Origin of the sequence: Algoriphagus alkaliphilus (assembly GCF_900103735.1) — a bacterium.
GTDB lineage: Bacteria > Bacteroidota > Bacteroidia > Cytophagales > Cyclobacteriaceae > Algoriphagus > Algoriphagus alkaliphilus.
Window position 1 is genome coordinate 51,791 of the sequence record NZ_FMXE01000012.1, and the last position, 24,558, is coordinate 76,348.

Consider the following 24,558-nt stretch of genomic DNA (forward strand, 5'->3'; position numbering starts at 1 on the left):
GTTTATATAGGGGTTTAATTTTCAGTTAATTGCCGAAACGAATATATTCAATTCGGTCTCGATGAGCTGGATCTGCTCCTGAAGTGTGTCATTCAATGGTGCCGAATTTTCCAGATTTGATTCGATTTCCTCAAGGGTTTTTCTGGTTTTAATCGCACCGATATAACTCATGCTTGGCTTAGCTTTATGGCATCGTTTTTTTATAGTAGCAAAGTCACCTTCCTGGTAAAACGTGCCTAATTCCTTTAAATCTTTGATATTGGTATCAATGATAATTTGGATCATTTGACGGATCATATCCGGATCATCATCCCCAAAATACTGGTAAATTGACTGTTCACTGATAATTTGATACATATACGGGTGAAAAAGGATGTGATCGAATAAAAATTCGTTTAAGAATCCAAGCCATAATTTAAAAACATTTTTTAAATAGTCTCATTTCCTTTTTATGAGTTTTATTTTTGAGTGATGTAAACAACTCAGCCCTTAAATTTGTCTTCGCCATAGAGTAAAAGAAATCCATGAGTAAGAATAAAAAAATCTTCCTTGCCCTGTTTGTTATTTTCATGCTGATCATGCTCTGGATCGGTTATGATATTTCACAGCGTACCACCTTTCCGGGTTCTAAAGGCAACCTGAAAGAACGGATCTCGACAGAGGTAGAAACCGAAAAAAAATGACCGGAAAAAAAATAGACGTAGATAAGCTCGATTTAAAGCGCATGAAAGAGAAAATCACCGAAACGCCGGGAATTCTTCCTTATGCGCATCACTCAGGTAGTGCTATAATCAAACCTGAAGACAAGGGGAAAATAACCGGTCGCGCTGTAGCCGCCATGCATAGTCAAACTGATATGCAAATGGCTCAAATCTATGATCAGATGCGCCTATTGGCTGATCAAGCTAAGAAAATCCAATCAAGAATTGAAGTTTCAGAGCGAATCTATCAGGCATCCATCGCCTTTGAACCACTGATCAACCATCGCTATTTTTTATATCAGAAAGCGGATGGCTCTGACTTTATGAGCATGATTGGGCCGGAGGAATGGGGAAGAAAAAAGGATTGGGCTGCGTTTGTAGCTGAGATCAAACTTCTTGCGGATCATACCTGGGATATTCTTAGAGAAAATAGTTAACGATGGAACATCTAATGACACGTCAGCTCGATCTAATTCTTAAGGAAGCTGGTGCGGATTACCATTGGCTATTTGAGTTGGAAACCAACCCTAAATTCCTTGATCAAAAGGCTAAAGCCTGGCTAAACGAAATTTTTAATGAAATGGGAGGCACGGGGAGTTTCCCCTTGCTGGAAAAACTCAAATTTGATTTCAAAATTGGCAGATACTTAATCCTTTGGGATGATGAGCTACATTTCAACCGCTACCGTCTTGGAACTTTTCGCTCAGAGATGTATTCGGAATGGACCTTTCCTTTTGCGGAAGGACATCGGAGACTTTGCAGGACTTTCGAAAAAGAATGTCTAAAAGCTGGTTTGCAGCAGCGAGTTTGGAATGGCCCCCCTGTGGCAAAAGATGTATTTGGTGAGGCTTCGGAGTCAGGCGATTTCAGTGGAAACGGATCTACAGGTTGGAAACTGACAGCATACAATGATGCCCAATATGACTTACAGATCCGGCTACATGGGTATAAGTTGATTCGACTTTCCCCTTATGAAACTTTGATGACGGGCGGTTCACTCAAGCGATTGGATCAATTACTCATTAACCCAAAGGAAGAACAGCGGCAGATGCTTTGTAATTGGCTGATGCGGAAAGTAGGGTAGTAGGCGGAGTAACAAGTATTAAGGCACCTGTAACTAGACTTGAGAGGCAAAAGGTCAAATTTTTGTGAGTGGTAAAAAATGAGTTGTAAGGGGTAGCGTGAAAGATCATGCAAATAGGCCAAAGATCTCCCGTTCGATTTTTTCTACGATAAAAGAAAAATCCTCCGGACGCTCCACAAAGTCCAGATCATTCACATCCACGATCAGGAGTTTTCCTTCTTTATAACCGGCGATCCAGTCTTCGTAATGTGTATTTAGATTTTTCAGGTAATCGATACGCATTGCAGTCTCATAGCTTCTGCCGCGCTTTTCGATCTGGCCAACAAGCTTTGGAATATCTGCTTTCAAATAAATCAGCAGATCAGGAGCCTTGACATGTGTGATCATGGAATCAAATAAGGTCTTGTAATTCCAGTAATCCCGCTCAGTTAAAAGCTTGCTTTTATACAGGTTTGCTGCAAAAATGTAGGCATCCTCGTAGATGGTTCGATCCTGAATCGTGGATTGAGAATTTTCCTGAATTTTTCGGATTTGGTTATAACGGGAATTGAGGAAATAAACCTGCAAGTGAAAAGCCCAGCGCTTCATGTCTTCATAGAAATCCGGCAGGTATGGATTCTGGTCCACTGCTTCAAATTCCGCCCTCCATCCGTAGTGCTTTGCGAGTTTTTCTGTGAGCGTGGTTTTACCGCTTCCTATATTTCCTGATACAGCTAAATGCATGTCTTTCTGCTTAATTAATTATTTGAAAAATATGGGAGCTACTACCAACTCCTTGCTTCCGACAGAGTACTGATAGAAGCCTTCACCCGTTTTCACACCTTTGAACCCTGCCTCAACCATGTTCACCAAAAGTGGACATGGAGCATATTTTGGATTACCGAAGCCTTCGTGAAGTACTTTTAAAATTGACAGGCAAACATCCAATCCGATAAAATCAGCCAACTGAAGCGGGCCCATCGGATGCGCCATTCCCAGTTTCATGACCGTATCGATCTCTGCCACTCCTGCCACACCCTCAAAAAGGCTGTAAATGGCCTCATTGATCATAGGCATCAAAATCCGATTTGCTACAAATCCCGGATAGTCTTTGACTTCTACGGGATCTTTTGAAAGATTTCGGGAGAGATTCATCACCGTTTTGGTTACCACATCGGAAGTTGCGTACCCGCGGATCACTTCCACCAACTTCATCACCGGCACTGGATTCATAAAGTGCATTCCAATTACCTGAGTGGGACGTTTGGTCACTGCTGCGATTTTGGTAATCGAAATGGAAGAAGTATTGGATGCGAGTATGGCTTTGGGAGGAGAAAATTGATCCAATTGACGGAAAATGTCCAGCTTGAGGGCCATGTTTTCTGTAGCCGCTTCCACGACCAAGTCTGCCTGCTTTACACCATCCTCCAAACTGGTAAAAGTTGAAATTCGAGAAAGGGAAGCGTCTTTTTCCTCCTGTGAAATCGCGCCTTTTGCTACCTGACGATCCATATTTTTAGAGATGGTAGTCAGGGCCTTTTCCAGAAATTCAGATTTGATATCGATAAGGGAAACTTCATATCCATGCTGCGCAAAAATGTGGGCGATTCCATTTCCCATGGTGCCGGAACCAACGACTGAGATTGATTTCATAAGACTTTGATTACAAGTGTTAAATGTTATGATTTGGGTTTATTTTGGCTTTAGGACTTATTCTACAGCCCTCAAAACTAAGTCTAAGCCGGTCCATATCCAATTCAAACCCGTGCTTTTGCGACTTTGTTTGTCAGAGAAAAGCAACGCGTCGAATGTATTAATCGCTACCTTTGAACTATGAAATCGAGGAGGATACCATTGACAAAGTCTATTGAATATCTACTAGCTCAGATTCCTGCAGATCTCCCGATAGTGATCGGGCGTATAGCTTCAAAAAATCAATTATACTAATATGAAGGAACTTGGTCTGATCAACAAGTTGAAAATAAATCGATTCACAGACTTCGGTGCGTATTTGGCGCTCAGTGATGGAGGAGAGGTACTTTTGCCAAAAGGATACCTTACCGGAGAGGAAAAGGAAGGGGATGTAGTTGAAGTTTTTGTTTATACAGACAGTGAAGATCGACCCGTTGCCGTTACACAAAAGCCATTGGCACTGTTGGATGATTTTGCAGTTTTGGAGGCCAAGGAGGTGACAAAGTTTGGGGCTTTTATGGATTGGGGTTTGCCAAAGGATCTTTTTGTGCCCAATGGAGAGATGGCCAAAAATATGGAGGTCGGTCAAAAATATTTGATTCGGGTTTGTGTAGATTTTAAAAGCACCCGTTTGATTGGGGTAAGTAAATACCGGGATTTTATAAATCCAGCTCCTCAGGATTTCGAACCTGGAAATGAGGCAGAAGGATTGATATTTGAAAAAACCGATCTTGGATACAAGGTGCTCATTGATGACCAATACGAAGGGCTTATTTTCTCAAATGAAGTATTTCAGCCTCTTGAGATAGGTTCCACTCGTAAGCTTTGGATAAAAAAGCGTCGTGATGATGGTAGGTTGGATCTTCAGGTTTTGCCTGTAGGAAGGGTTAAGTATGAGGAAGGATCTGAAAAAATCCTCTCTATTTTAGAAGAAAAGGGCTTTTTGCCCCTGCATGATAAATCTGATCCTGCCGAAATTCAAGCCATCCTGGGCATGTCAAAAAAGCATTTCAAGCAATGCATAGGACAATTATTTAAAGCTCGGCAAATAGTGATTGGCCCAGATGGAATTTCAGTGAGCAGGGACTAATCCAATTTGAGAATGTCGCTGGGTGTTCTGCATAAGATTGCCTTGTTTTTGAAAATGGCAATCGGAGATTTGATCAAATGAGGAAACTTTGAAAGAATGGTCAACCAACCTTCATCGTCCCAATTTTTGCCGGCAATATGAAGCTGGTAGTCTGGGTGGGCACGGTTTAGAAGGTCCTTAGGTCGTAAATTCAGCATGGTGAGAATCTGATCCCACTGCGTGGCTGTGATTTTTTCTTTCATTACGTCAATTTCATTGACAAATTTTGTCAAGGTTTTTGCGTAAGCCTTAGTTTGCTTATCAATGATTTGAGAAGGACTATGGTAGAAATACAGTTCTGATGGATGGACTCTCATAGCTTTCGGGATTAGTTTCTTTTTAAGTTAGTGAATATTACAATAAATTGAAAATCAAATATTTGTAAAATTGAAAGTAGACCTTGAAAAATTTTCCAGAGCGAGTAAATCTGATTTTTTAGGCAACAAAAAGCTTAAAGAAAAGCTCAAAAGCACCAAACCAAAAAATCTTGATTCAATCTTCCTTCAACATCATGAGGATGCCTTCAGCGAAATCAATTGTCTAGACTGCGCAAACTGTTGTAAAACCACAAGTCCGATATTTATTCAGACTGATATAGATCGGCTTGCCAAAGTTTTCAGGATGAAAAGCAGCCAATTTATTGACGAATACCTGCATCGGGATGAGGAAAGTGATTATGTGTTAAATTCTTCCCCTTGTGCTTTTTTAGGTCTTGATAATAAGTGTCTTGTCTATGAAGATCGTCCCAAGGCCTGCCGTGAATACCCACATACAAATAGGAAAAACATGCTCGGTGTTTTGGACCTATCCTTGAAAAATACCTTGATATGTCCTGCTGTTTTCAAAATTTTTTACGAGATCGGCAAAGATTATAGGAAGTAAACTGTTTCTTTTGCTTTTTTAACAATCAAACCTATAATTAAACTATGAGCAAGCAGGATTCTCTTTTTTTGGGAGTAGATGTCGGAGGCACGCACCTGAAAATTGGACTGGTAGATCGAGAAGGCAATATGCTTGACTTCCAAAAAGAAGACACGACTCCATACAGAGATCATCCAGATGGCTTTGGAAAGTGTTTTATTGAAGGATTAGGGAAGTATTTAAAAAAATATCCAGAGGTCGAGAAAGTTGGAATTGGCTTACCCGGCATGATCTCAAAAGATAGAACTACACCTCTTGAAATCCCCGCAATTCCGAATCTAAATGGGTTTCCATTGAAGTCAGGATTGCTGAAAAAATATCCAAAGCATGAATTTTATATGGAAAATGATGCTGCCGCTGCGGCCATCGGTGAATTCTACTACGGTAAGGGTGATGTTGCTGAAAATTTTCTTTTCATCACGATGGGTACCGGTATCGGAAGTGCTTTGATTTTGGAAGGACAAGTTTTTAAAGGCTCAAGAGGGAATGCCCTCGAAATGGGTCACATGCTTTCCCGAGGAAATGCCGGATTGGAAACCTTGGTTGGAAGAAACGGAATTCTTCGCATTATGGATAATCTCATTTCAGCATACCCTGAAAAGGCCGGAGAATTGATAGGTAAAGAACTCGGAACACATCTATTGGTGGACACGGCCAAAACCGGAAATGAGGTTTCCCTGATGGTATTTAAGGAAGTAGCTCAAATTCTCAGTGAGTCAATCGTCTCTACAGTCCGAATTTTGGATGTAACGGATGTCTATTTTGGAGGAGGAATATCCGCCGGACTGGAGTTTATGATGCCTACGATTGAGTATAACACGCGAAAGTTTTTGACACCCTATTACGTCAAGGACTTAAAACTCAAAAAAGCCACGCTGGAAAATAATGCAGGTACACTAGGTGCTGCAGCTCTTTGTTTTATGGGTTCAGGGTTGTGACCGTCACCTCAGACACTTTGCTGATTGCATTCATTCGAAAAAGAACCCGTAAGGGTTCTTTTTCAATTTCCACTCCTTCACAATCACCGCTAGGCTCAAGAAAGTAAAAGAAAAAGCTTTGGCTTTTATCAACCAACTCCACTCTATCGGGTCTTCCAAATGTTTTGATCAAGGCCTGGTTGTCCGCTCCCAAAAAATTGTTTTTTATTGCTTGAAACTCCTCTAGTTCCTGCATGCGAATACCTTTACACCCATACCGGTCAGATTTCCAGTTTTCAAGATTGATTTTTCCTGCATCAACAGGTCCACTGCAGGAAAAAATGGAAAGTACTAGGGTAATTCCGACAAGGAAATTGAATTTTTGCATAAGGCTAAGAATTTGTCTGTAAAGATGGGAGCAAAAACCGAGGCTTTCGCAAAATCAGGCAAGGGATTAATTTATCAAACCAAATGATTTTTTGACAGCGGGCTGAATTTCACGAGATTAAAAAATATCAGCATGTAACTGTCTGAATTATCACTTCACTGAACACTCGGTAAGCCCATTCTGTTTATCCAAATCGGTTATATTAGCACCATAAATCACTTAAACATATGTATTACAGATTTGGAAAAGCATTTTACTTTCTTAGTATTTTGCTTTTCATCTTTATTCTCTTGTATTTCTACTCTGCACTTTCTGAGACCATTGGACTGAGTATCGATGAAAATGGTCAGATTAGCAAAACTTGGGAAAAAGGAACGTTTTTCTACGCCATGATTGCTGCATTTGTGATTTTCAACGGAATCGTTCTTTACCCACCCAAATCCCTTGAAACGAAATCAAATAAAAAGCTTCATCGGATATTCCCGATCGGAGATCCATACCGGGATTATTTCCTGACTTGGTTTTATTCTTTTGGGGGAGTACTCAATTTCAGCTTGGCACTTTTGGTGTTTTTTGTTCATTCAATTAACAATCAGAATGAAATTTCGACCAGTAAATTTTCTTTTTTTTTCTACATGATGCCCGCATTCTTGGTAGTTTGGGTCATTGGATTATTTGTCCTGCTGATCGGGAAATTTAAGCAGGTTCAAAAAGGAGTTTTATAAAGCAATATGGCAGAACCAGTAAACTATACAGAAGACAGTATTAAATCTCTGGACTGGCGGGAGCATATCCGCCTTCGTCCGGGAATGTATATCGGAAAATTGGGAGACGGAAGTGCTCAGGATGATGGTATTTACGTATTGGTGAAAGAAATCCTGGATAACTCCATCGATGAACACATGATGGGGAATGGAAGGAATATTGACGTCAAAATTTCAGAACACAAAGTGGAGATCAGGGATTACGGCCGGGGTATTCCTTTGGGAAAAGTGATCGACTGTGTATCCAAAATCAATACGGGAGGAAAATATGATTCCGGGGCCTTTCAAAAATCAGTTGGTCTGAATGGAGTAGGTACCAAAGCTGTAAATGCGCTCTCGGATTTTTTCCGTGTTCAGTCCTTCCGCGACGGACAATCCAAGATGGCTGAATTTGAGAAAGGAATATTGGTCAATGATCCTCCGATTGGACTCTCATCAGAAAGAAACGGTACTAGAGTCATTTTTTCTCCGGATGCTTCAATTTTCAAAAACTATCACTTTATACCCGAATATCTCGAAAATCAGATCTGGAATTACGCCTATCTGAATGCCGGTTTGACTATTAATTTTAACGGGAAAAAGTTTTTCTCTGATAGGGGACTTTATGATCTACTTTCCAATAAAATAGATGAGGAAAGTATTCGGTATCCTATCATTCATCTTAAAGGAACTGATATCGAAGTGGCGATTACGCACTCAGGATCCTATGGGGAAGAGTATTATTCATTTGTCAATGGGCAATATACGACGCAGGGAGGGACTCACCTTGCTGCATTTCGAGAGGCGATAGTCAAGACCATTCGTGAATTTTATAAGAAGGATTATGACTCCTCTGATATTCGTCAATCCGTAGTAGCAGCTATTGCCGTCCGTGTTCAGGAGCCTGTTTTTGAATCCCAAACCAAAACAAAGCTCGGTTCGCAGAGTATTGGTCCGGATGGTCCTACCCTTCGGACTTTTGTCAATGATTTCATGAAAACAGAGCTGGACAACTACCTGCACAAAAACCCGGGCGTAGCAGATGCGCTATTGAAGCGCATTTTGCAGTCCGAAAGAGAGCGAAAGGAAATTTCCGGAATTAAAAAATTGGCAAACGAGCGGGCTAAAAAAGCAAATCTTCATAACAAAAAGCTACGCGACTGTCGGGTACATTATGACGATCCCAAAGCAAGCGAGGACGTGAAAAACAACTCGATGCTCTTCATTACTGAAGGGGATTCGGCCTCCGGTTCGATAACAAAATCCAGAGATGTTCAGACTCAAGCGGTTTTTTCCCTTCGTGGCAAGCCACTCAATTGCTTTGGGATGACCAAGAAAGTGGTCTACGAAAACGAAGAATTCAACCTTTTGCAGCATGCGCTGAATATTGAAGATGGGATCGAGAATCTCAGATACCGAAAAATTGTGATCGCAACTGATGCAGACGTGGACGGGATGCACATTCGCTTGCTCATCATGACTTATTTCTTGCAGTTTTTTCCGGATTTGGTGAAAAACGGTCACTTATTTATTCTCGATACCCCACTGTTCAGAGTGAGAAACAAGAAGGAAACGATCTATTGCTATTCCGATGAAGAGCGGCAGCGAGCAATCCATAAATTGGGAAGCAAGCCTGAAATCACTCGATTTAAGGGTTTGGGAGAAATTTCTCCTGAAGAATTTGGAACGTTCATCGGGGAAAATATCCGTCTCGATCCGATTATTTTGAATAAAGAGACCAAGATTTCTGACTTACTGACCTTCTATATGGGTAAAAACACGCCCGACCGACAGATTTTCATCATCGAAAATCTGAAAATTGAAAAAGATCTGGCTTTGGATGACCCAAGAAAAGCAGAGGAAGAGGAAATTGAGGTAGCGTGACAGAATACATTCTGATTTTTTGGATTAAAAAAGATCTTAGAGGTCAAAACTTAATTTTGGCTTCCTAAATCATTTAGAAAATGAGTGACGAAAAAAATACAATAGATGGGGCTGACGACAGTCTGCATACATCCGTGCCGATTACAGGCATGTATAAGGAGTGGTTTTTGGATTACGCCTCTTATGTAATTCTTGAGCGCGCAGTTCCTGCCATTGAAGATGGCCTGAAGCCTGTTCAACGAAGGATCTTGCATGCCATGAAGGAGATGGATGATGGGCGATTTAATAAGGTTGCCAATATCATCGGTCAATCCATGCAGTATCACCCGCATGGAGATCAGTCTATCGGAGACGCGATGGTTAATCTTGGTCAAAAGGAGCTTCTCATTGAGACTCAAGGTAACTGGGGTGACATCAGGACAGGGGATGGGGCCGCCGCTGCTCGTTATATCGAAGCGAGACTTTCGAAGTTTGCACTCGATGTGGTGTTTAATCCTCAGACCACCGAATGGCAACTTTCCTATGATGGGAGGAAGCGGGAGCCAGTCACTTTACCTGTAAAATTCCCGCTGCTTCTAGCGCAGGGAGTTGAAGGAATTGCGGTAGGCCTTTCTACCAAAATCCTGCCTCACAACTTCATTGAACTGATTGAAGCTTCCATTGAAATCTTAAAAGGAAACAAATCAAACGTTCTCCCTGACTTCATCACGGGAGGTCTGGCGGACTTTTCCGAATACAACGAAGGGCATCGAGGAGGAAAGGTGAAGGTTAGAGCCCGGATTGAAGAAGAGGATAGTAAAACCCTGGCAATCAAAGAGATTCCCTATGGAACTACGACCGACTCATTGATTGATTCAATACTCAAAGCCAATGACAAAGGCAAAATCAAAATCAAAAAAGTTGTCGACAACACTGCAAAAGATGTAGAGATACAGATTCAATTGGCACCCGGAGTATCGCCGGATGTGACCATTGATGCACTCTATGCTTTTACGGATTGTGAGATTTCTATTTCACCAAATGCCTGCGTCATTATTGAGGATAAACCTGTTTTCCTTACTGTAAACAGAATTTTGGAATACAATACGCAGCAAACCAAAGAGCTTCTTAAGCGGGAATTGGAAATCCGAAGAGGGGAATTGTTGGAGCGATTGCTTTTTTCCTCCCTGGAAAAAATCTTCATTGAAAACAGAATCTATCGAGATATTGAGGAGTGTACCACTTGGGATGCTGTTTTGGAAGCTATCGATCGAGGATTGGATCCTTATAAACCTGATTTTTACAGAGAAATCTCACAGGACGACCTGATCAGATTGACGGAAATCAAAATCAAGCGAATCTCCAAATTCGATGCGTTCAAGGCTGATGAGTTGATGAAGCGCTTACAGGAAGAACTGAAAGAGGTCAATCATCACCTGAGGCATCTGACAGAATACTCCATCAAATATTATCAAAACCTGCTGGACAAGTACGGTAAAGGTCGGGAGCGAAAGACTGAAATCCGAGCTTTGGATACGATCGAAGCCACAGTCGTTGCTGCCAACAATGCTAAACTCTATGTAAATAGGGTGGATGGATTTGTAGGTTATGGATTGAAAAAAGACGAATTCATTTGTGATTGCTCAGATCTGGATGATGTGATCGTTCTTCGTCGCGATGGTAAATTCATGGTTTCCAAAATTCAGGAAAAAGGATTTATGGGAAAGGACATTCTGTACGTCGGTGTCTTTCGCAAGAATGACGACCGGATGACCTATAACCTCATTTACCTCGATGGAGGGTCGGGTCGTGCGATGATCAAAAGATTTCAGATCGGCGGGATCACCCGTGACAAAGAATATGATCTGACCAAAGGGACAAAGGGAACAAAAGTCCTCTATCTCACCGCCAATCCAAATGGAGAGGCCGAACTGGTTACCGTATACCTCACTCAAGGTGCCAAAGCCAGAGTGAAAGTGTTTGATTTTGATTTTGCTGAAATAGAAATCAAAGGAAGGGGAGCGGGTGGAAATATTCTGACACGTTACCCTGTTCGCAAAATTCAGCTTAAAATGGAAGGAAAGTCCACTTTGGGTGGAATCAATGTGTTCTATGATACAGTTGTTGGCCGATTGAATACGGACCAAAGAGGCAAACTGATCGGTAATTTCCTTGGCGATGATAAGATCATTGTCTTTTACAAAAATGGGGAATATGAGCTGACTAGTTTTGAGCTGACCAATCGCTACGAACCCAAAGATGTCGTGTTGATTGAAAAGTTTGACATTAAAAAAGTTATTTCGGCCATTTACTATGATGGTGGCATCAAAACCTATTTCGTGAAGCGTTTTTTGATCGAAACGACTACGATCAACAAGCGATTCAACTTCATTACCGATCACAAGCAATCCTATCTGAAAGTCGTTTCTACGGCAAGTCAACCGCAAATTTCGGTCACTTTATCCAAAGGAAAAGAGGACGAAGTAATGGAATATGATTTGGACATGTTGATCGATGTGAAAGGCTGGAAGGCGATAGGAAACAAGCTGAGCACCTATCCTGTAAAGGAGATTTCGCTCATTCACTCAGAAAAGGCAACTGCCGAAAATGTGGAAGAAAGTGAGGAATTTGCCGAGGAAATTGAAGATACTAGTCAAGAGTTGGAGATCGGAAGTAAAATTGACCTTACACCAAAAAAAGACGAAGACGAACAATTGGGGCTGTTTTGATGGCTCCATTTTTTTGCAATGAGCAAAACAACCGAAGAAATAACATTTGACCAGGGCCTTTTGGATTATTTGGGCCGATTCATTACCGAGCACAAAAAGGGGGCGATAGAACAAGTTTTGTCCAAAAGGACAAAATACCTTACAGTCGTGTTAGAGGATATTTTCAAACCTCATAATGCCAGTGCCGTGATTCGTACCTGCGACTGTTTTGGCCTCTAGGACATCCATGTGATCGAAAAGACCAATCAATATAAGGTCAACCCATTCGTGACTCGTGGTGCCTCGCAATGGGTGGATTTACACAAGTACTTTCAGGCGGGCAAAAACTCTGTTGAGACTTGTTTTGATACCCTTCGGAAAAATGGATACAAGATTTATGGCACTAGTCCTGCATCCACGTCTATTTCGATTTATGACCTGCAACCAACAGAAAAACTGGCCTTGGTATTCGGAAATGAACACGAGGGAATTTCAGAAGATGTAAAGGCCAAAGCTGATGGGCTTGTACATATCCCGATGCTGGGATTTACGGACAGTTACAATATTTCAGTAGCGGCTTCCATTTTTTTATATGATTTGGTAAAAAAAGCAGACTCCCTTAATATCCCGGATTTCTATCTTTCAGAGGAGGAAAAAAATATGCTTAGAATGAAATGGTACCGATCCATTGTGAAAAATTCTGAAATTCATGAAAAGGTTTTTCGTAAAAATCTTCAGGATAATTTATGATTATTACTTTTTAAAAAGCTCTGAAAAAGGCTTTCTAGGCTGATTTTGAGCTGCTTTTTTTGCTTTTTGACGTTGCTTTTGCTTCTTCTTTTGCTCCTTGCTTTTCACAAGGACAGTTCGCGCTGAGATTCCGATCTGACCGCGATAAAACTCAGACCTTCCCGCTAGGTTGATATTCGGCTTGTAATCCAATGAAAGGACTGCATTGGCTACGGTTAATTCTATCCCTCCAATCAGATCCACTCCGACAGTAGCGTTGCCAAAAGTATGGTCGACTTGCATTGTTTCATCATTTTTGATGAAGCTTTCCTCTCTGCCAAATGCAATTCCACCTCCGTAGTAGTAGTTAAAGCGCTTGGAAATAATTGGGCTGTGTTTTTTTGCCAAAACCGAAAGGGTCGTATTCCTGCTGAAATCCGACTGTAAGATACCTTCGACCGTCACCCGTTCCACGATTCGCTGCTGCACAGAAAGTCCCACCGTCCTGCTAAGTTGAGAGTTGCCTAGGCGAACTCCCGCAGCAGTTCCATACCGTTGGGCCAACAGTGGTGATGCGGCTAGTGCAAAAAAGAGAATCAGAGCGGATAATACCTTGTAGGATTGAATCATACACAATTGGATAGAGCAAACTACCTTTTCAATATCTATTCCAAATTTGGGTTTAGTCAAAATGAATTGAATAAATAGCTTTTTTAATGAAAAAGACGGATTTTAAACTCCTATTAAAAACCACCAAAATGAGTTGATGCATGAAGAAATTTCTTTTAGGACTCCTGATTTTTATAGGCCTTGTGATTTTGGGAATTTGGCTTTATTATTTGCACCAATTTAGGGATAGGCATCCGGGCTATTCCGTAGATATTCAATTAAAATCCTCACAAAATGAAATACTGGCAGGGTTTGCCAAAGTGGATATATCTCCCAAAAATTTTGAAACATGGATAGATGCAAATGGGGACTCCAGATACAATCCGGAGGATGGAGATTCATTTGAAGATGCCAATGGAAATGGAGTTTTTGATGCAGTCTGGTTAGCTGGTTTTCACAATTCCAGACCTGCTCAAGGTATTCTGGACCCTCTCTGGGCAAGGGCAATGGTACTGGATGGAGGTGATGTGAAAATAGCCCTTTGCGTCATTGATATGATTGGCTTCGGTAATGATGAAGTGATAGCCACAAGAAAACTGATAGCCGAAACCAATCCTTGGTTGGATTATGTCATAATTGCCAGCACACATGTGCACTCATCTCCGGATCTGCTAGGACAATGGGGTCCATCTGACTACAAAAGAGGTGTGAACCCGGTGTACTTGAATCAAGTTCAAGTCGGAATTCGTGATGCAGTAGGTGAAGCTTCAAAATCACTTCGTCCGGCTGTTTTTCGCTTTGCGGAAGAAAATGAAAAGCTTAATCCATTGGTAGGAGATACAAGAGTTCCGTTGGTTTTCGATGCTTCACTGAAGCTGATGCAAGTCATGGATGCAGTAAGCGGAGAAACATTAGGTACGCTGATGAATTGGGGAAATCATCCGGAAACCCTCTGGTCAGATAATATTCAAATCAGCTCGGACTTCCCCGATCCATGGCGGAATATGGTGGAAAGCGGGATTTCAGTGGGAGATTCGGTTTTAATGGAAGGAGTAGGGGGTGTGGCGATTTTTCTAAATGGAGCAGTGGGAGGTCTTATGACCACACATCCGGCTATGTCAGTAGTAGATCCTTATTCAGGTGATTCGTTTGAAAAACAGAGTCCTGAGAAAATGAGAGCTCAAGGAAGAGCCTTGGCTAAGATTACATTGGAAACATTGAGAGATACGATATGGAAACCCGAGTCCAAGCTAAATATTTCCCTGAGGGCCAAATCAATTGATTTGAAAATGGACAATCAATTATTTCATTTAGCAGCTTTTATTGGTCTTTTTGACCGAGGATTCACTTCCTGGAAACATATTCGTTCTGAGGTTTCAGCATGGAGTATTGGATCAGCGACATTTGTCCATGTACCTGGAGAATTATATCCCGAGATTCTTCACGGGGGAATTGAATCTCCCAAAGGGGCTGATTTTGGAATAGATCCTGTAGAAATCCCCGCTATCCAAACTCAAATCCCCGGACGATTCAAGTTTTTTGGAGGTCTCTCAAATGATATGATCGGATATATTGTGCCTAAAAGTCAATGGGACGTAGCTCCTCCCTATACGTATGATTATACCAATAGACCTTATGGTGAAATCAACTCTTTAGGACCCGAGACAGCTCCGAAAATTCATGCAGCAGTTTTAAAAATTCTCTCAGAGTTGAGTGTCCAAAAATGAAAAGAGGCTGATTCTATAGTAAGAACAGCCTCTAAATTTCAAGTAAATAGTTAGAGCCTACATCCAAAATGATAGGCTTATCACATTATAAATACAGCTCTACAAAGCGTTTGTATTAAGCTTCAGAGACAACGATTTTTTCAATTTTATCGCCAGGTTTGATGGCATCGATTACATCAAGTCCTTCAATTACTTTGCCGAAGCAGGTATGGTTTCGATCAAGGTGGGCAGTGTTGGAACGACTGTGGCAGATAAAAAACTGCGAACCGCCGGTGTTTCTTCCCGCATGTGCCATGGAAAGTACGCCACGGTCATGGTATTGATTTTCTCCATCCAGTTCGCATTTGATTTTGTAACCCGGTCCACCTGCTCCATTTCCGATAGGGCAACCTCCCTGAATTACAAAATTCGGGATTACACGGTGAAAAGTTAGTCCATCATAGAAGCCTTTATTAGAAAGGTCAATAAAGTTTTGTACAGCGATGGGAGCGTCTTTTTCATAAAACTCAACTTTCATTGTTCCCTTTTCTGTAATAATTTCTGCTGTTTTCATGTGTTTATAATTTGGTTTTTAATTGCCACATGGAATACCCCCAGATAATCATGCTCCTGTGTGTCGCTCTTTCGAAATGGGTATTTCATGTGTTTATAATTTGGTTTTTAATTGCCACATGGAATACCCCCAGATAATCATGCTCCTGTGTGTCGCTCTTTCGACATGGGTATTTCATCTGTTTATATTTTGTTTTTTAAAAGGCCACATGGAATCTTCGCATCAGGGATAATCTTTCCACTGTGTGATCCCGTAAATACGGGATCATGCTCGATTTCATATGGTAATAAATTGTTTTTTTAAAGCTCAGACCTGCTCGCAGCTAGGTGGTCGATAAGCATCTCATTCTGTGTCGCTTGCGAAATGCTCGATTTCATTAAATTAAAATTCTGTTTTAAGGATTAAAAGGTGAAAAGATTTTAGAGTCGCAAAAATAGGATTTTGACTCTGTTTATTATCAATTAAAAAAGAAAAGGAGTGAAATTCACTCCTTTTTATTTGTTTTAGACCACTGGGGCACCTTTTAAAATATCATCCTCCGCAAAATCTTTGAATTTCTCAAAATTTTTGATGAATGCTTTTGCAAGGTTTTGGGCAGTCTTATCATATTCCTCAGGGTTTTCCCAAGTATTTCTTGGATTGAGAACTTCAAAAGGGACATTCGGGCACAACTCCGGAACCATGAATCCAAAAATGGGGTCTTTTTTGAAAGGCGCAAATTCTAGGCTTCCTTCCAAGGCAGCGGTGATCATCGCGCGGGTGTGTGAAAGCTTCATTCGAGAGCCAATTCCATAAGGCCCTCCGGTCCATCCGGTGTTGATTAGCCAGACATTTACTTCATGTTTTTCCATCTTTGCCCCAAATAACTTTGCGTATTCGGTAGGATGTAAGGGAAGGAATGCTGCTCCAAAACAAGCCGAAAAGGTTAATTTTGGCTCTGTTACACCCATTTCTGTCCCTGCTACCTTCGCCGTGTACCCTGAAATAAAATGGTACATCGCCTGACTACTATTCAATTTTGAAATGGGAGGGATCACTCCAAAAGCATCGGCTGTCAGGAAGAAGATATTCCTGGGAATTCCGGCAATTGAAGGATTCAAAGAATTTGGTATAAAATGAATCGGATAAGCTGTGCGGGTGTTTTCTGTAATTGATTTATTGGTGTAATCCACCTCGCGAGTTCCTGGTATGAAGCGTGTATTTTCAACGATTGCTCCAAATTTGATTGCATCAAAGATTTCAGGCTCCTTTTTACGAGTTAGATCAATAACCTTTGCATAACATCCTCCTTCAAAATTAAAAACCGTATCCTCTGTCCAGCCATGTTCATCATCACCGATGAGTTGTCTTTTTGGATCGGCAGAAAGTGTGGTTTTACCTGTTCCGGAAAGACCAAAAAAGATTGCGGTGTCCCCATCCTTGCCCAAATTTGCGGAGCAATGCATGGAGAGTACATTTTTTTCATGAGGTAAAATAAAATTCAAGACAGAAAAGATTCCCTTTTTCATTTCACCTGCATAAGCTGTCCCTCCGATTAATATCATTCTTTTGGATAGATTCAGAATGGCGAAATTTGGGTTTTTGGTACCATCTTGCCCTGGGTCAGCCTGGAAATCCGGCGCACAAATGACAGTAAAATCCGATTTGAAAGTCTTGAGATCCTCTTTTTCAGGTCGAAGGAACATGTTGTAGCAAAACAGGTTATGCCATGCCAGGGTATTGATCACCTTTAGGTTCAACTGGTACTCGGGATCAGCTCCTGCGCGGGCGTACCTGACGAAGAGATCTTTGGTGGAAAGGTGATTCTTAACCTTCTCCAGCAAATTATCAAACTTCTCTTCCTCAAAGGGAATATTGATTTCGCCCCACCAAACTGAATCTTTTGTTTTTTCATCCAAAACAATAAACCTGTCTAAAGGAGAGCGACCGGTGAACTTTCCGGTGTCAGCCATCAATGCACCGGTAGAAGTAAGAAAGGCTTCCCTTCGGCTCAATGCATGCTCCACTAGTTCAGCCGGAGTAAGATTGGTGAAAACTTTTCCCCTAGTGTCCACGTCGGGCTGGGGATAGGAAGAAATTGAGGAAGTCAGAACCAAGTCCTGCATAAATATTTGGGTTTACAAACTGAAAATTGTCTCCCCAAAATTAGGTAAGTAAATTCAAATTAAAATCAAAAAAACGTCAAAATTTCGCATTTCAATCGATTACGAAGAAAAATCAGAAGATTAGTTGACCAAAATCTCCTTTCTTTTTTATATCCAAATATGAAAGGGTTTAATTCCAAGGAAAAATGGAGTTTCTGAATACAGGAAGTTTAAAACTTTGTAAACAAGAAGCAAAAAAGTTTATCATTGTAGTTCTGATATCCATCTAAAAAAAATCATTCTTGGAAAAACAACTTACTTCCGAATTTTCGGGTCCTACTGCTTTTGGGCATCCAAAGGGACTCATGACTTTGTTCTTCACTGAGATGTGGGAGCGCTTTAGTTATTACGGGATGCGGGCTCTACTCATCTTGTTTATGACCAAAGCCATCATAGATGGAGGCTTGGGATTTGATGATAAAACTGCCGGAGCAGTGTATGGACTTTATACTATGGGTGTTTACCTGTTAGCTTTGCCGGGGGGATGGTTGGCTGATCGACTTTTTGGTTTGAAAAAATCCGTTTGGTATGGTGGTATCATCATTGCCATAGGACATTTTATGATGGCACTTCCCGGAGTAGAATCTTGGATTAATGGTGCTGTCGTGGGACCAAAAGACTCCTTGAGTACCTTGGACACCACTTCCTTCTTTTTAGGATTGATTCTAATCGTGTTGGGTACGGGATTATTGAAGCCAAATATCAGTTCGATTGTAGGGCAACTCTATCCGGTGGGAAGCTCGAAGCGGGATGCTGGATTCTCGATTTTTTACATGGGTATTAATCTTGGGGGATTTATCGCTCCGATTGCTTGCAGTACCGTGGCTGAATACGACATGCATATGGGCTTTGGATTGGCAGGATTGGGGATGGTATTCGGATTGATTCAGTATAAACTGACCGGAAGTTCTTTGGATGGGTATGGTGAAGCCCCAATAGTAAAGTCAACCGAGGAAGTTTCGGCTCAGAAAAAACTTAGGACCATTACATCAGTTATTGGATTGGTAGGTGCGGTGCTTATTGCCGTATTGTTTACAGGTGTGATTCCCATAGATGCCCCATCCATTGCCGGTGCCTCCGGGACTGTTATTGCAATTGTGGCATTTGGATACTTGGGTTATGTGATTTTCTTTGGGGGTCTGGAGAAATCAGATAAAAATAAGGTAGGGGTTATTGCCATATTGTTTCTTTTTTCGGCGATGTTCTGGTCCGGGTTTGAGCAGGCAGGATCTACCTTAAACCTCTTTGCGGAGCGGTTTACAGATCGCACTATTTTGGGTTGGGATATTCCTACAGGTTACTTCCAGTCGATCAATTCCTTGTTTATAATCATTTTCGCGCCGTTTTTCGCAGCCTTGTGGGTTTGGCTGGGAAGAAAAAACCTGGAACCCAGTTCACCGCTAAAATTCACCTTTGGATTACTTCTTTTAGGGATAGGTTTTTTTGTAATGTACTTCGCTACTAAGATAGCGGCCTCAGGAGACCTGGCAGCACCGAGTTGGCTGATCATTACTTACCTGTTACACACGTTTGGTGAATTGAGTTTATCACCTGTAGGACTTTCATTGGTGACAAAACTGGCACCAAGAGGATATGGCGGACAGATGATGGGAATTTGGTTCCTTTCTGTTGCTTTGGGGAATCTATTTGCAGGACTGATTGCCGGAGAGGCGAGCGGTGGTTCTGAAGAAGGACTTGCAGCTATGCCGGATCAATTTATGATGATTGTATACACTGTCATGGGTTCAGCATTGGCTCTATTTCTATTGACTCCTATGCTGAGGAAAATGATGGGAAAGGTGCATTGATGACCACTGCCTAGGAACAACAAAAAACCTGTCTATGGCAGGTTTTTTTTATGAATTCCGTTCATTTTTTCCGAAAACTTACTCAAAAAAAGACTCAGGTTGACCTCCCAAAAGGGAGATTCTCACAGATTCATTTTGTGACCTTCTTACTGTTTTTCTTTGGTTGGATTGGGCGAATTAACTAAAGTGATTAATGTTCTATCATTCTAGGCGCTGAAGCCCGAAATACCTGAACTCAATGTATTCTCTCTAAACTCATTTGATATGATTTCGGAGACTTCGTTTTGAAGTTGCCAAACTGGTTTTTGGATAGGGGGCAAGCATAAAGCCAGACACCCTATCCTTTTTCAAAAAATTCAAGTCCTTTCAGGTGGCGTAATTTTGGGCTAAGTTTTTATCTGGAAATGATGCTGGGTTGGTAGTGGCCAAAAACAGATCAGGGATATATGAAAAAAGCCATCTGAAGTTTTCCAGATGGCTTTTTAGGCATTTAAAATTGGGCAATTTTTAATTCAGAAATTCGTCAAAAGTCAAGCTGATGTAATACATCGTCCCGACTGTTGGGTTACCCCAAGCCTGGCGATACCCATTTGAATTAAACAGGTTGCTGCCTCCCACTTTTAGAATGGACTTCAGGCTTTTCAGCTTATAGCTAAACTGGGCATCGAATGTCGCAAATGCTGGCATAACAGATAACTGTTGTGTAGAAACTGCAGGCGCAACAAAAGAAGATTGCCACACAAATTCACCCTGCCATCTGTAAGAGAATGAAAAACCCAGGTTTTTCACTACCTCTCTGTTGGCAAAATTTAGAACATAGCGGTATTCAGGAGTATTGAAAGAAGGCTGGAATCCGGTTTCTGTCAATTCATCCAGATTTGAAAGCGTGTTAAAAGATACGTTTCCACCAACTGAGTAATTTTTGGGAAGCTTATAATCCGCTCCTAAAGCCCATCCCCACGACTGGATAATTTCCTTTCTATTAACTGGCATTGAATACACATTTCGGGTATTTGCACTCAGGAGATTTAAACCCAGATCACTTGCGGGATTTCCCGCCTGTGGATTTCTATTCTGTATTAAGACTTGACCACCAATGAAGTTTTCAAACCTGTTGAAATAAGCATAAGTATCGATTAACAATCGATTACCCCACAGTCCTTTATATCCAATTTCGAGAGATTTAACTCTTTCAGGCTGGAAACTAGTCAATTTCTCTTCAACTAATAAACCCTGATTGTTTGTTGCTGCAATTACCGGTACGAGTTGGGCTGCCAACGGTGTGATTCTTTCTGGTGTAGGAGTTATTCCCTGACTCTGTAAGATCTGAATAGCACGTTGTACTGCTGCATCTCTTACCGGTTGAGTGCCTGCATCCCTTAAAACTGCTGCACCAAAATTTGTAACCGTGGCCAAAGAGTAAACTGGGTTTTGGCTAAAGTTATAACGGTCTCTGAATAATGGAAGCCCGCCGATCAATCTTGCCTGAGGCGTTAACAAATCGATGTATTGGTCTTGCGTGGTAGGTATTCTAAAGCCTGTTTGGTAGGAAGCTCTGAAATTATGATTGCCTGCGGTATATACCCCGGAAACTCTCGGGGACCACTGTCCATCAAAATTTTCATTTTTATCGTAACGAACCGAAGCTGTCAATTTAAACTTATCATTGAATAGCTTTTTAGATCCCTGTGCATATCCGCCATATTCAGCAATAGTAAACTCAGAACCAGTTTCATCAAGAGCAAAGAGTGTTCCTTCGGAGTTCAGTTGATAGCTTCTATAGTTTGCTCCGATCACAAAATCCGCAAATTTTATATCTTTAAACTGATAGGAACCTTCTAAGTGGTAAAGGTTTGTTTTATCTACGAACTGAGATCCAATTCTTCTTGGTGGAGTCAAGAATTGACCAGGAATAGGAGTAGAAGTGGTGTTATTTCTAGCCTGATTAAACTCAGGTGAACCTGGGGTAAAACGCCCTTGATCTGCTGCACCACGTGCAAAACCATGTGCGACTTGATCCGTTGCACCTGTCAATTTTTGCTGCGCAAATGCTCCTACGTACTGGCCAAACCAAACTTCTGATGGCTTCCAAGCTTCATTAATTGCATTTGCTGCAATGCCTACTGCAAATGCATCTCCAGAACGTTCCTGGGTGGTGTAAGCACGAACATACCAATTTGAACCTCTCAATTCTGCTTTGTACTGCCCAATATTAAAGTTTGCAATTGAATATCGATCAGCTCCTGTATATACAGTCGTACCAAAGCCATAATTACCTTGAATAATGGCTTCTACTCGGTCATTTAATCTCCAATGAAGCGCAGCATTTAATTTTAGAGATTTGGTGCCATAGTCTGCAAGGTCTCTTTCGGCATATCCTGTTCTAGACACTTGAGTTTGTGGGATTATACCTAGGGCAGCCTGAGGTAATAATCCCGCCTGAACCAATGACTGTGCTACTGAAAACATATTTTGAGAACTTTCATCTCCATAGATATTTACGCCATTGTAGCCAGGATTAATAGTTCGTGAGCCATTTTCGATGGTTGACCCGTTCAACAATGATTGATCCCTAAAATCATTTGCCTGCCAATCATCAGCTGTTAAATAGGCTAAATTAACTTTGAAGGCAACTTTATTACTAAACGCTTTAGCATACCGCGCACTGAAATCATAGAATCCTGTGGAAGCAGTAGATCTGCTGGATTCATTCATGATTCCGGTTTTTACATTTGCAGAAAAGCCCTGATACTGAAATGGATTTTTCGAATTCATCAATAGAATTCCGTTTATCGCATTTGGACCATACAGTGCAGAGGAAGCTCCCGGAAGAAGTTCAATACTTTCCAGATCAAGCTCTGATATACCGGCAATGTTACCGACCGAGAAATTTAATCCCGGAGCTTGATTGTCCATTCCATCAATCATTTGAACGGTCCTTACGTTACCATTCGCATTAAAGCCTCTGGTGTTAAAAGACTTGAAAGTGAGAGATTGAGTACTCATTTCCACACCTTTCAGGTTATTCAAAGCATCATAGAAACTTGCCTGAGGGACTTCTCGAATGGCGATTATGTCCATTTTTTCAATAGAAACAGGTGATTGCATAATGCTTTCCTCAACCCTTGAGGCCGAGATCACCACTTCCTGACCCATAATAGAGGTTTCTACAAGGGCAATGCTTAAGTTGCTTACTCCCCCTGTGATCTCTACTTCCTGCGTGGTAAAGCCTACCATTGAAAATACCAAGGTAAATGGTGGTTGTTGCGCGACGTTGAGTGTAAACTTCCCTGAAAGGTCGGTGATCGTACCAATCACTTTTCCTTTGACAAGGATATTTACCCCAACCAAAGTCTCTTTGGTGTCTGCATCAGTCACCGTTCCAGAGATAGTCGTCTGGGCGAAGGCGACACTGGTCCCAAAGGAAACCAGAAGCATGAGTGTAAACACTCCCCCCCAGATCTTTCTTGTAAAATTTCTCATAGGCTATTTTTGTATATTGTTTTGGTGAATAAGAATTGGGTTTATTAGTTCCCTATTTGTTCGAAATTTATAGTAAAAATCGAATTTTCAATCTTTAGTGATTCAAAAAGACCAGTAATTCTTTGTCGAAAAAATTACTCGAAAATGGAAACTGGGTGAGTTCTTGAATAGAATTAGAAATTTTTGGGAGGTAATATTATAAATACTGAAGCTATCGTCCCATTTTATTAAAAATTCCAAAAAACATTTTTTTCGATTCTGGTTTTTAACAAAAAAAAAGGCCTGATGAAAATCAGGCCTTTTATAGTTTTTTGATCTAGATCAAGCTTTTTTTTTGTTCTCCTCATTCACATGACGCACCAATCGATCACACAACTCTTTTATTTCTTCCGAGATATATTCATCCCCGGTGCTGTTTAATATCGTTTGAGCCATTCCTCCGAGTATATCAATATAGAATCGTTTCATTTCTACCACTGACATCTCTTCTGTCCATAAATCAATTCGCAGGGTGGCATGATTTAAGTTGTCCCAAACATTCACACTGATGCTTTTGGTAGATTCCAGTCCTTCCGCCTCTTTGTCCGAGGCATCCCATTGAATGTTCTTTGGGAGATTATGTTCGTCCAGTTCGATCTGGAATTTGATTTCAGATTTTTTCATTGTGTCAAAATTTAACGGGAAACCAGCGAATTGTAATGGGAGTTCCCTGAGTTTAAATTATTCGAATGCCATTTCGGGAATTTCTCCTTCAATAATCAGTTTTCCGGAAGTTCTAGCCTGAATTTCTTTTACCGAAACACCCGGTGCTCTTTCCTTTAGAATAAAACCACCTTCGGGAGAAACTTCCAATACGGCGAGGTCGGAGACAATTTTTTTCACACACCTTATACCAGTGATAGGCAGTGAACACTCCGGTAGGAGCTTGGACTGCCCATCCTTGGAGCAATGTTGCATGGCAACGATTATATTCTCTGCCGAAGCTACAAGATCCATTGCCCCACCCATTCCCTTGACCATTTTGCCGGGTATTTTCCAGTTGGCAATATCGCCGTTTTCAGAAACTTCCATAGCACCCAAAATTGTCAAATGGACATGCCCACCTCTGATCATTGCAAATGATTCTGCCGAATTGAAGAGTGCCGATCCCCGAACCATGGTGATCGTCTGTTTTCCTGCATTGATCAGATCCGGATCCACTTTATCGACAGTGGGGAAGGGGCCAATTCCCAAAAGTCCATTTTCTGATTGAAGGACGACGTCCAGATCTTTTGGGATGTAATTGGCTACCAGGGTTGGTATTCCAATTCCCAAATTGATGTATTGCCCATTTTTAACCTCTTTGGCTATTCTTTTTGCGATTTGTTCTTTAGTCAGCAT

At 41.3% G+C, this 24,558-nt stretch carries 23 protein-coding genes; 12 read left to right on the forward strand and 11 right to left on the reverse strand.

The window, feature by feature from the left end:
- Positions 1-21 precede the first annotated feature (21 nt).
- A complete protein-coding gene (locus BLQ81_RS10020) occupies positions 22-357 on the reverse strand; it encodes an Hpt domain-containing protein (RefSeq protein ID WP_092729817.1) in 336 nt (111 codons plus the stop codon).
- 167 nt (positions 358-524) lie between these two features.
- On the opposite strand from BLQ81_RS10020, the gene BLQ81_RS22250 reads away from it, so the two are divergent.
- From BLQ81_RS22250 to BLQ81_RS10030, 3 genes are read left to right on the forward strand one after another with little or no spacing between them, the layout of a single operon-like run.
- A complete protein-coding gene (locus tag BLQ81_RS22250; protein WP_175454208.1) occupies positions 525-683 on the forward strand; it encodes a hypothetical protein in 159 nt (52 codons plus the stop codon).
- Entirely contained in the window at positions 680-1,138 is a 459-nt protein-coding gene (locus BLQ81_RS10025; RefSeq protein ID WP_092729818.1) for a DUF2452 domain-containing protein, read from the forward strand. Before BLQ81_RS22250 ends, BLQ81_RS10025 begins: the two co-directional genes overlap by 4 nt.
- Before the next feature lie 2 nt (positions 1,139-1,140).
- On the forward strand, positions 1,141-1,785 hold the full coding sequence (locus tag BLQ81_RS10030) for a DUF7255 family protein (protein ID WP_092729819.1): 645 nt from the start codon (positions 1,141-1,143) through the stop codon (positions 1,783-1,785).
- Positions 1,786-1,890: 105 nt separating this feature from the next.
- Here the strand turns inward: BLQ81_RS10030 and BLQ81_RS10035 are convergent, their stop codons facing one another.
- Together BLQ81_RS10035 and BLQ81_RS10040 are read right to left on the reverse strand one after the other, a co-directional pair.
- Positions 1,891-2,508, reverse strand: coding sequence for a deoxynucleoside kinase (locus BLQ81_RS10035; protein WP_092729820.1), 618 nt, complete (start codon positions 2,506-2,508; stop codon positions 1,891-1,893).
- Positions 2,509-2,526: 18 nt separating this feature from the next.
- Positions 2,527-3,417 (reverse strand): 3-hydroxybutyryl-CoA dehydrogenase, encoded by an 891-nt coding sequence (locus BLQ81_RS10040; RefSeq protein ID WP_092729821.1) that lies wholly within the window; start codon positions 3,415-3,417, stop codon positions 2,527-2,529.
- Positions 3,418-3,712: 295 nt separating this feature from the next.
- Here BLQ81_RS10040 and BLQ81_RS10045 point away from each other — a divergent pair, with 295 nt between their 5' ends.
- Positions 3,713-4,546, forward strand: a complete 834-nt coding sequence (locus tag BLQ81_RS10045; RefSeq protein WP_092729822.1) for a CvfB family protein — start codon at positions 3,713-3,715, stop codon at positions 4,544-4,546.
- On the opposite strand, the gene BLQ81_RS10050 is transcribed toward BLQ81_RS10045, so the two are convergent.
- A complete protein-coding gene (locus tag BLQ81_RS10050; protein WP_092729823.1) occupies positions 4,543-4,902 on the reverse strand; it encodes an arsenate reductase family protein in 360 nt (119 codons plus the stop codon). The two genes, BLQ81_RS10045 and BLQ81_RS10050, sit on opposite strands and share 4 nt — an antisense overlap.
- A 70-nt stretch (positions 4,903-4,972) precedes the next feature.
- On the opposite strand from BLQ81_RS10050, the gene BLQ81_RS10055 reads away from it, so the two are divergent.
- Entirely contained in the window at positions 4,973-5,467 is a 495-nt protein-coding gene (locus tag BLQ81_RS10055) for a YkgJ family cysteine cluster protein (RefSeq protein ID WP_092729824.1), read from the forward strand.
- Between the two features lie 44 nt (positions 5,468-5,511).
- Positions 5,512-6,444, forward strand: a complete 933-nt coding sequence (locus BLQ81_RS10060) for an ROK family protein (RefSeq protein ID WP_092729825.1) — start codon at positions 5,512-5,514, stop codon at positions 6,442-6,444.
- On the opposite strand, the gene BLQ81_RS10065 is transcribed toward BLQ81_RS10060, so the two are convergent.
- A complete protein-coding gene (locus tag BLQ81_RS10065) occupies positions 6,425-6,811 on the reverse strand; it encodes a hypothetical protein (RefSeq protein WP_092729826.1) in 387 nt (128 codons plus the stop codon). The two genes, BLQ81_RS10060 and BLQ81_RS10065, sit on opposite strands and share 20 nt — an antisense overlap.
- Before the next feature lie 227 nt (positions 6,812-7,038).
- Between BLQ81_RS10065 and BLQ81_RS10070 the strand changes: the two genes are divergently transcribed.
- The 4 genes from BLQ81_RS10070 to BLQ81_RS10085 all read left to right on the forward strand — a co-directional run bounded on the left by BLQ81_RS10070 (position 7,039) and on the right by BLQ81_RS10085 (position 12,875).
- Entirely contained in the window at positions 7,039-7,536 is a 498-nt protein-coding gene (locus tag BLQ81_RS10070) for a DNA topoisomerase IV (RefSeq protein ID WP_092729827.1), read from the forward strand.
- 6 nt (positions 7,537-7,542) lie between these two features.
- On the forward strand, positions 7,543-9,438 hold the full coding sequence (locus BLQ81_RS10075; protein WP_092729828.1) for a DNA topoisomerase IV subunit B: 1,896 nt from the start codon (positions 7,543-7,545) through the stop codon (positions 9,436-9,438).
- 80 nt (positions 9,439-9,518) lie between these two features.
- On the forward strand, positions 9,519-12,146 hold the full coding sequence (locus BLQ81_RS10080) for a DNA gyrase/topoisomerase IV subunit A (RefSeq protein WP_092729829.1): 2,628 nt from the start codon (positions 9,519-9,521) through the stop codon (positions 12,144-12,146).
- 228 nt (positions 12,147-12,374) lie between these two features.
- Positions 12,375-12,875 (forward strand): TrmH family RNA methyltransferase, encoded by a 501-nt coding sequence (locus BLQ81_RS10085; RefSeq protein WP_317042027.1) that lies wholly within the window; start codon positions 12,375-12,377, stop codon positions 12,873-12,875.
- Between the two features lie 3 nt (positions 12,876-12,878).
- Here the strand turns inward: BLQ81_RS10085 and BLQ81_RS10090 are convergent, their stop codons facing one another.
- Positions 12,879-13,484 carry a hypothetical protein gene (locus tag BLQ81_RS10090; protein WP_092729830.1) on the reverse strand — a complete coding sequence of 202 codons (606 nt, stop codon included), beginning with the start codon at positions 13,482-13,484 and terminating at the stop codon, positions 12,879-12,881.
- 140 nt (positions 13,485-13,624) lie between these two features.
- On the opposite strand from BLQ81_RS10090, the gene BLQ81_RS10095 reads away from it, so the two are divergent.
- Positions 13,625-15,190 (forward strand): hypothetical protein, encoded by a 1,566-nt coding sequence (locus tag BLQ81_RS10095; protein ID WP_092729831.1) that lies wholly within the window; start codon positions 13,625-13,627, stop codon positions 15,188-15,190.
- A gap of 115 nt (positions 15,191-15,305) precedes the next feature.
- On the opposite strand, the gene BLQ81_RS10100 is transcribed toward BLQ81_RS10095, so the two are convergent.
- Both BLQ81_RS10100 and pckA read right to left on the reverse strand, forming a co-directional pair.
- Positions 15,306-15,743 (reverse strand): peptidylprolyl isomerase, encoded by a 438-nt coding sequence (locus BLQ81_RS10100; RefSeq protein ID WP_092729832.1) that lies wholly within the window; start codon positions 15,741-15,743, stop codon positions 15,306-15,308.
- A 503-nt stretch (positions 15,744-16,246) separates the two neighbouring features.
- Positions 16,247-17,848, reverse strand: a complete 1,602-nt coding sequence (gene pckA, locus BLQ81_RS10105) for a phosphoenolpyruvate carboxykinase (ATP) (protein ID WP_092729833.1) — start codon at positions 17,846-17,848, stop codon at positions 16,247-16,249.
- 344 nt (positions 17,849-18,192) lie between these two features.
- Between pckA and BLQ81_RS10110 the strand changes: the two genes are divergently transcribed.
- Positions 18,193-19,695, forward strand: a complete 1,503-nt coding sequence (locus BLQ81_RS10110; protein ID WP_245693236.1) for a peptide MFS transporter — start codon at positions 18,193-18,195, stop codon at positions 19,693-19,695.
- Positions 19,696-20,202: 507 nt separating this feature from the next.
- On the opposite strand, the gene BLQ81_RS10115 is transcribed toward BLQ81_RS10110, so the two are convergent.
- The 3 genes from BLQ81_RS10115 to BLQ81_RS10125 form a co-directional block, all read right to left on the reverse strand.
- Positions 20,203-23,178 carry a carboxypeptidase-like regulatory domain-containing protein gene (locus tag BLQ81_RS10115; RefSeq protein WP_092729835.1) on the reverse strand — a complete coding sequence of 992 codons (2,976 nt, stop codon included), beginning with the start codon at positions 23,176-23,178 and terminating at the stop codon, positions 20,203-20,205.
- A 321-nt stretch (positions 23,179-23,499) separates the two neighbouring features.
- Complete coding sequence (gene gldC / locus BLQ81_RS10120; protein WP_092729836.1) at positions 23,500-23,841, reverse strand: gliding motility protein GldC; 342 nt, start codon at positions 23,839-23,841, stop codon at positions 23,500-23,502.
- A 57-nt stretch (positions 23,842-23,898) separates the two neighbouring features.
- Positions 23,899-24,558, reverse strand: coding sequence for a 3-oxoacid CoA-transferase subunit B (locus BLQ81_RS10125; protein ID WP_092729837.1), 660 nt, complete (start codon positions 24,556-24,558; stop codon positions 23,899-23,901).

Excerpts from the sequence above, each read along its gene's own strand:
- BLQ81_RS10020 (WP_092729817.1), bottom strand. The coding sequence starts at position 357 with ATGTATCAAATTATCAGTGAACAGTCAATTTACCAGTATTTTGGGGAT.
- BLQ81_RS22250 (WP_175454208.1), top strand. The coding sequence starts at position 525 with ATGAGTAAGAATAAAAAAATCTTCCTTGCCCTGTTTGTTATTTTCATG.
- BLQ81_RS10025 (WP_092729818.1), top strand. The coding sequence starts at position 680 with ATGACCGGAAAAAAAATAGACGTAGATAAGCTCGATTTAAAGCGCATG.
- BLQ81_RS10030 (WP_092729819.1), top strand. The coding sequence starts at position 1,141 with ATGGAACATCTAATGACACGTCAGCTCGATCTAATTCTTAAGGAAGCT.
- BLQ81_RS10035 (WP_092729820.1), bottom strand. The coding sequence starts at position 2,508 with ATGCATTTAGCTGTATCAGGAAATATAGGAAGCGGTAAAACCACGCTC.
- BLQ81_RS10040 (WP_092729821.1), bottom strand. The coding sequence starts at position 3,417 with ATGAAATCAATCTCAGTCGTTGGTTCCGGCACCATGGGAAATGGAATC.
- BLQ81_RS10045 (WP_092729822.1), top strand. The coding sequence starts at position 3,713 with ATGAAGGAACTTGGTCTGATCAACAAGTTGAAAATAAATCGATTCACA.
- BLQ81_RS10050 (WP_092729823.1), bottom strand. The coding sequence starts at position 4,902 with ATGAGAGTCCATCCATCAGAACTGTATTTCTACCATAGTCCTTCTCAA.
- BLQ81_RS10060 (WP_092729825.1), top strand. The coding sequence starts at position 5,512 with ATGAGCAAGCAGGATTCTCTTTTTTTGGGAGTAGATGTCGGAGGCACG.
- BLQ81_RS10065 (WP_092729826.1), bottom strand. The coding sequence starts at position 6,811 with ATGCAAAAATTCAATTTCCTTGTCGGAATTACCCTAGTACTTTCCATT.
- BLQ81_RS10070 (WP_092729827.1), top strand. The coding sequence starts at position 7,039 with ATGTATTACAGATTTGGAAAAGCATTTTACTTTCTTAGTATTTTGCTT.
- BLQ81_RS10075 (WP_092729828.1), top strand. The coding sequence starts at position 7,543 with ATGGCAGAACCAGTAAACTATACAGAAGACAGTATTAAATCTCTGGAC.
- BLQ81_RS10080 (WP_092729829.1), top strand. The coding sequence starts at position 9,519 with ATGAGTGACGAAAAAAATACAATAGATGGGGCTGACGACAGTCTGCAT.
- BLQ81_RS10090 (WP_092729830.1), bottom strand. The coding sequence starts at position 13,484 with ATGATTCAATCCTACAAGGTATTATCCGCTCTGATTCTCTTTTTTGCA.
- BLQ81_RS10095 (WP_092729831.1), top strand. The coding sequence starts at position 13,625 with ATGAAGAAATTTCTTTTAGGACTCCTGATTTTTATAGGCCTTGTGATT.
- BLQ81_RS10100 (WP_092729832.1), bottom strand. The coding sequence starts at position 15,743 with ATGAAAACAGCAGAAATTATTACAGAAAAGGGAACAATGAAAGTTGAG.
- pckA (WP_092729833.1), bottom strand. The coding sequence starts at position 17,848 with ATGCAGGACTTGGTTCTGACTTCCTCAATTTCTTCCTATCCCCAGCCC.
- BLQ81_RS10110 (WP_245693236.1), top strand. The coding sequence starts at position 18,193 with ATGACTTTGTTCTTCACTGAGATGTGGGAGCGCTTTAGTTATTACGGG.
- BLQ81_RS10115 (WP_092729835.1), bottom strand. The coding sequence starts at position 23,178 with ATGAGAAATTTTACAAGAAAGATCTGGGGGGGAGTGTTTACACTCATG.
- gldC (WP_092729836.1), bottom strand. The coding sequence starts at position 23,841 with ATGAAAAAATCTGAAATCAAATTCCAGATCGAACTGGACGAACATAAT.
- BLQ81_RS10125 (WP_092729837.1), bottom strand. The coding sequence starts at position 24,558 with ATGCTGACTAAAGAACAAATCGCAAAAAGAATAGCCAAAGAGGTTAAA.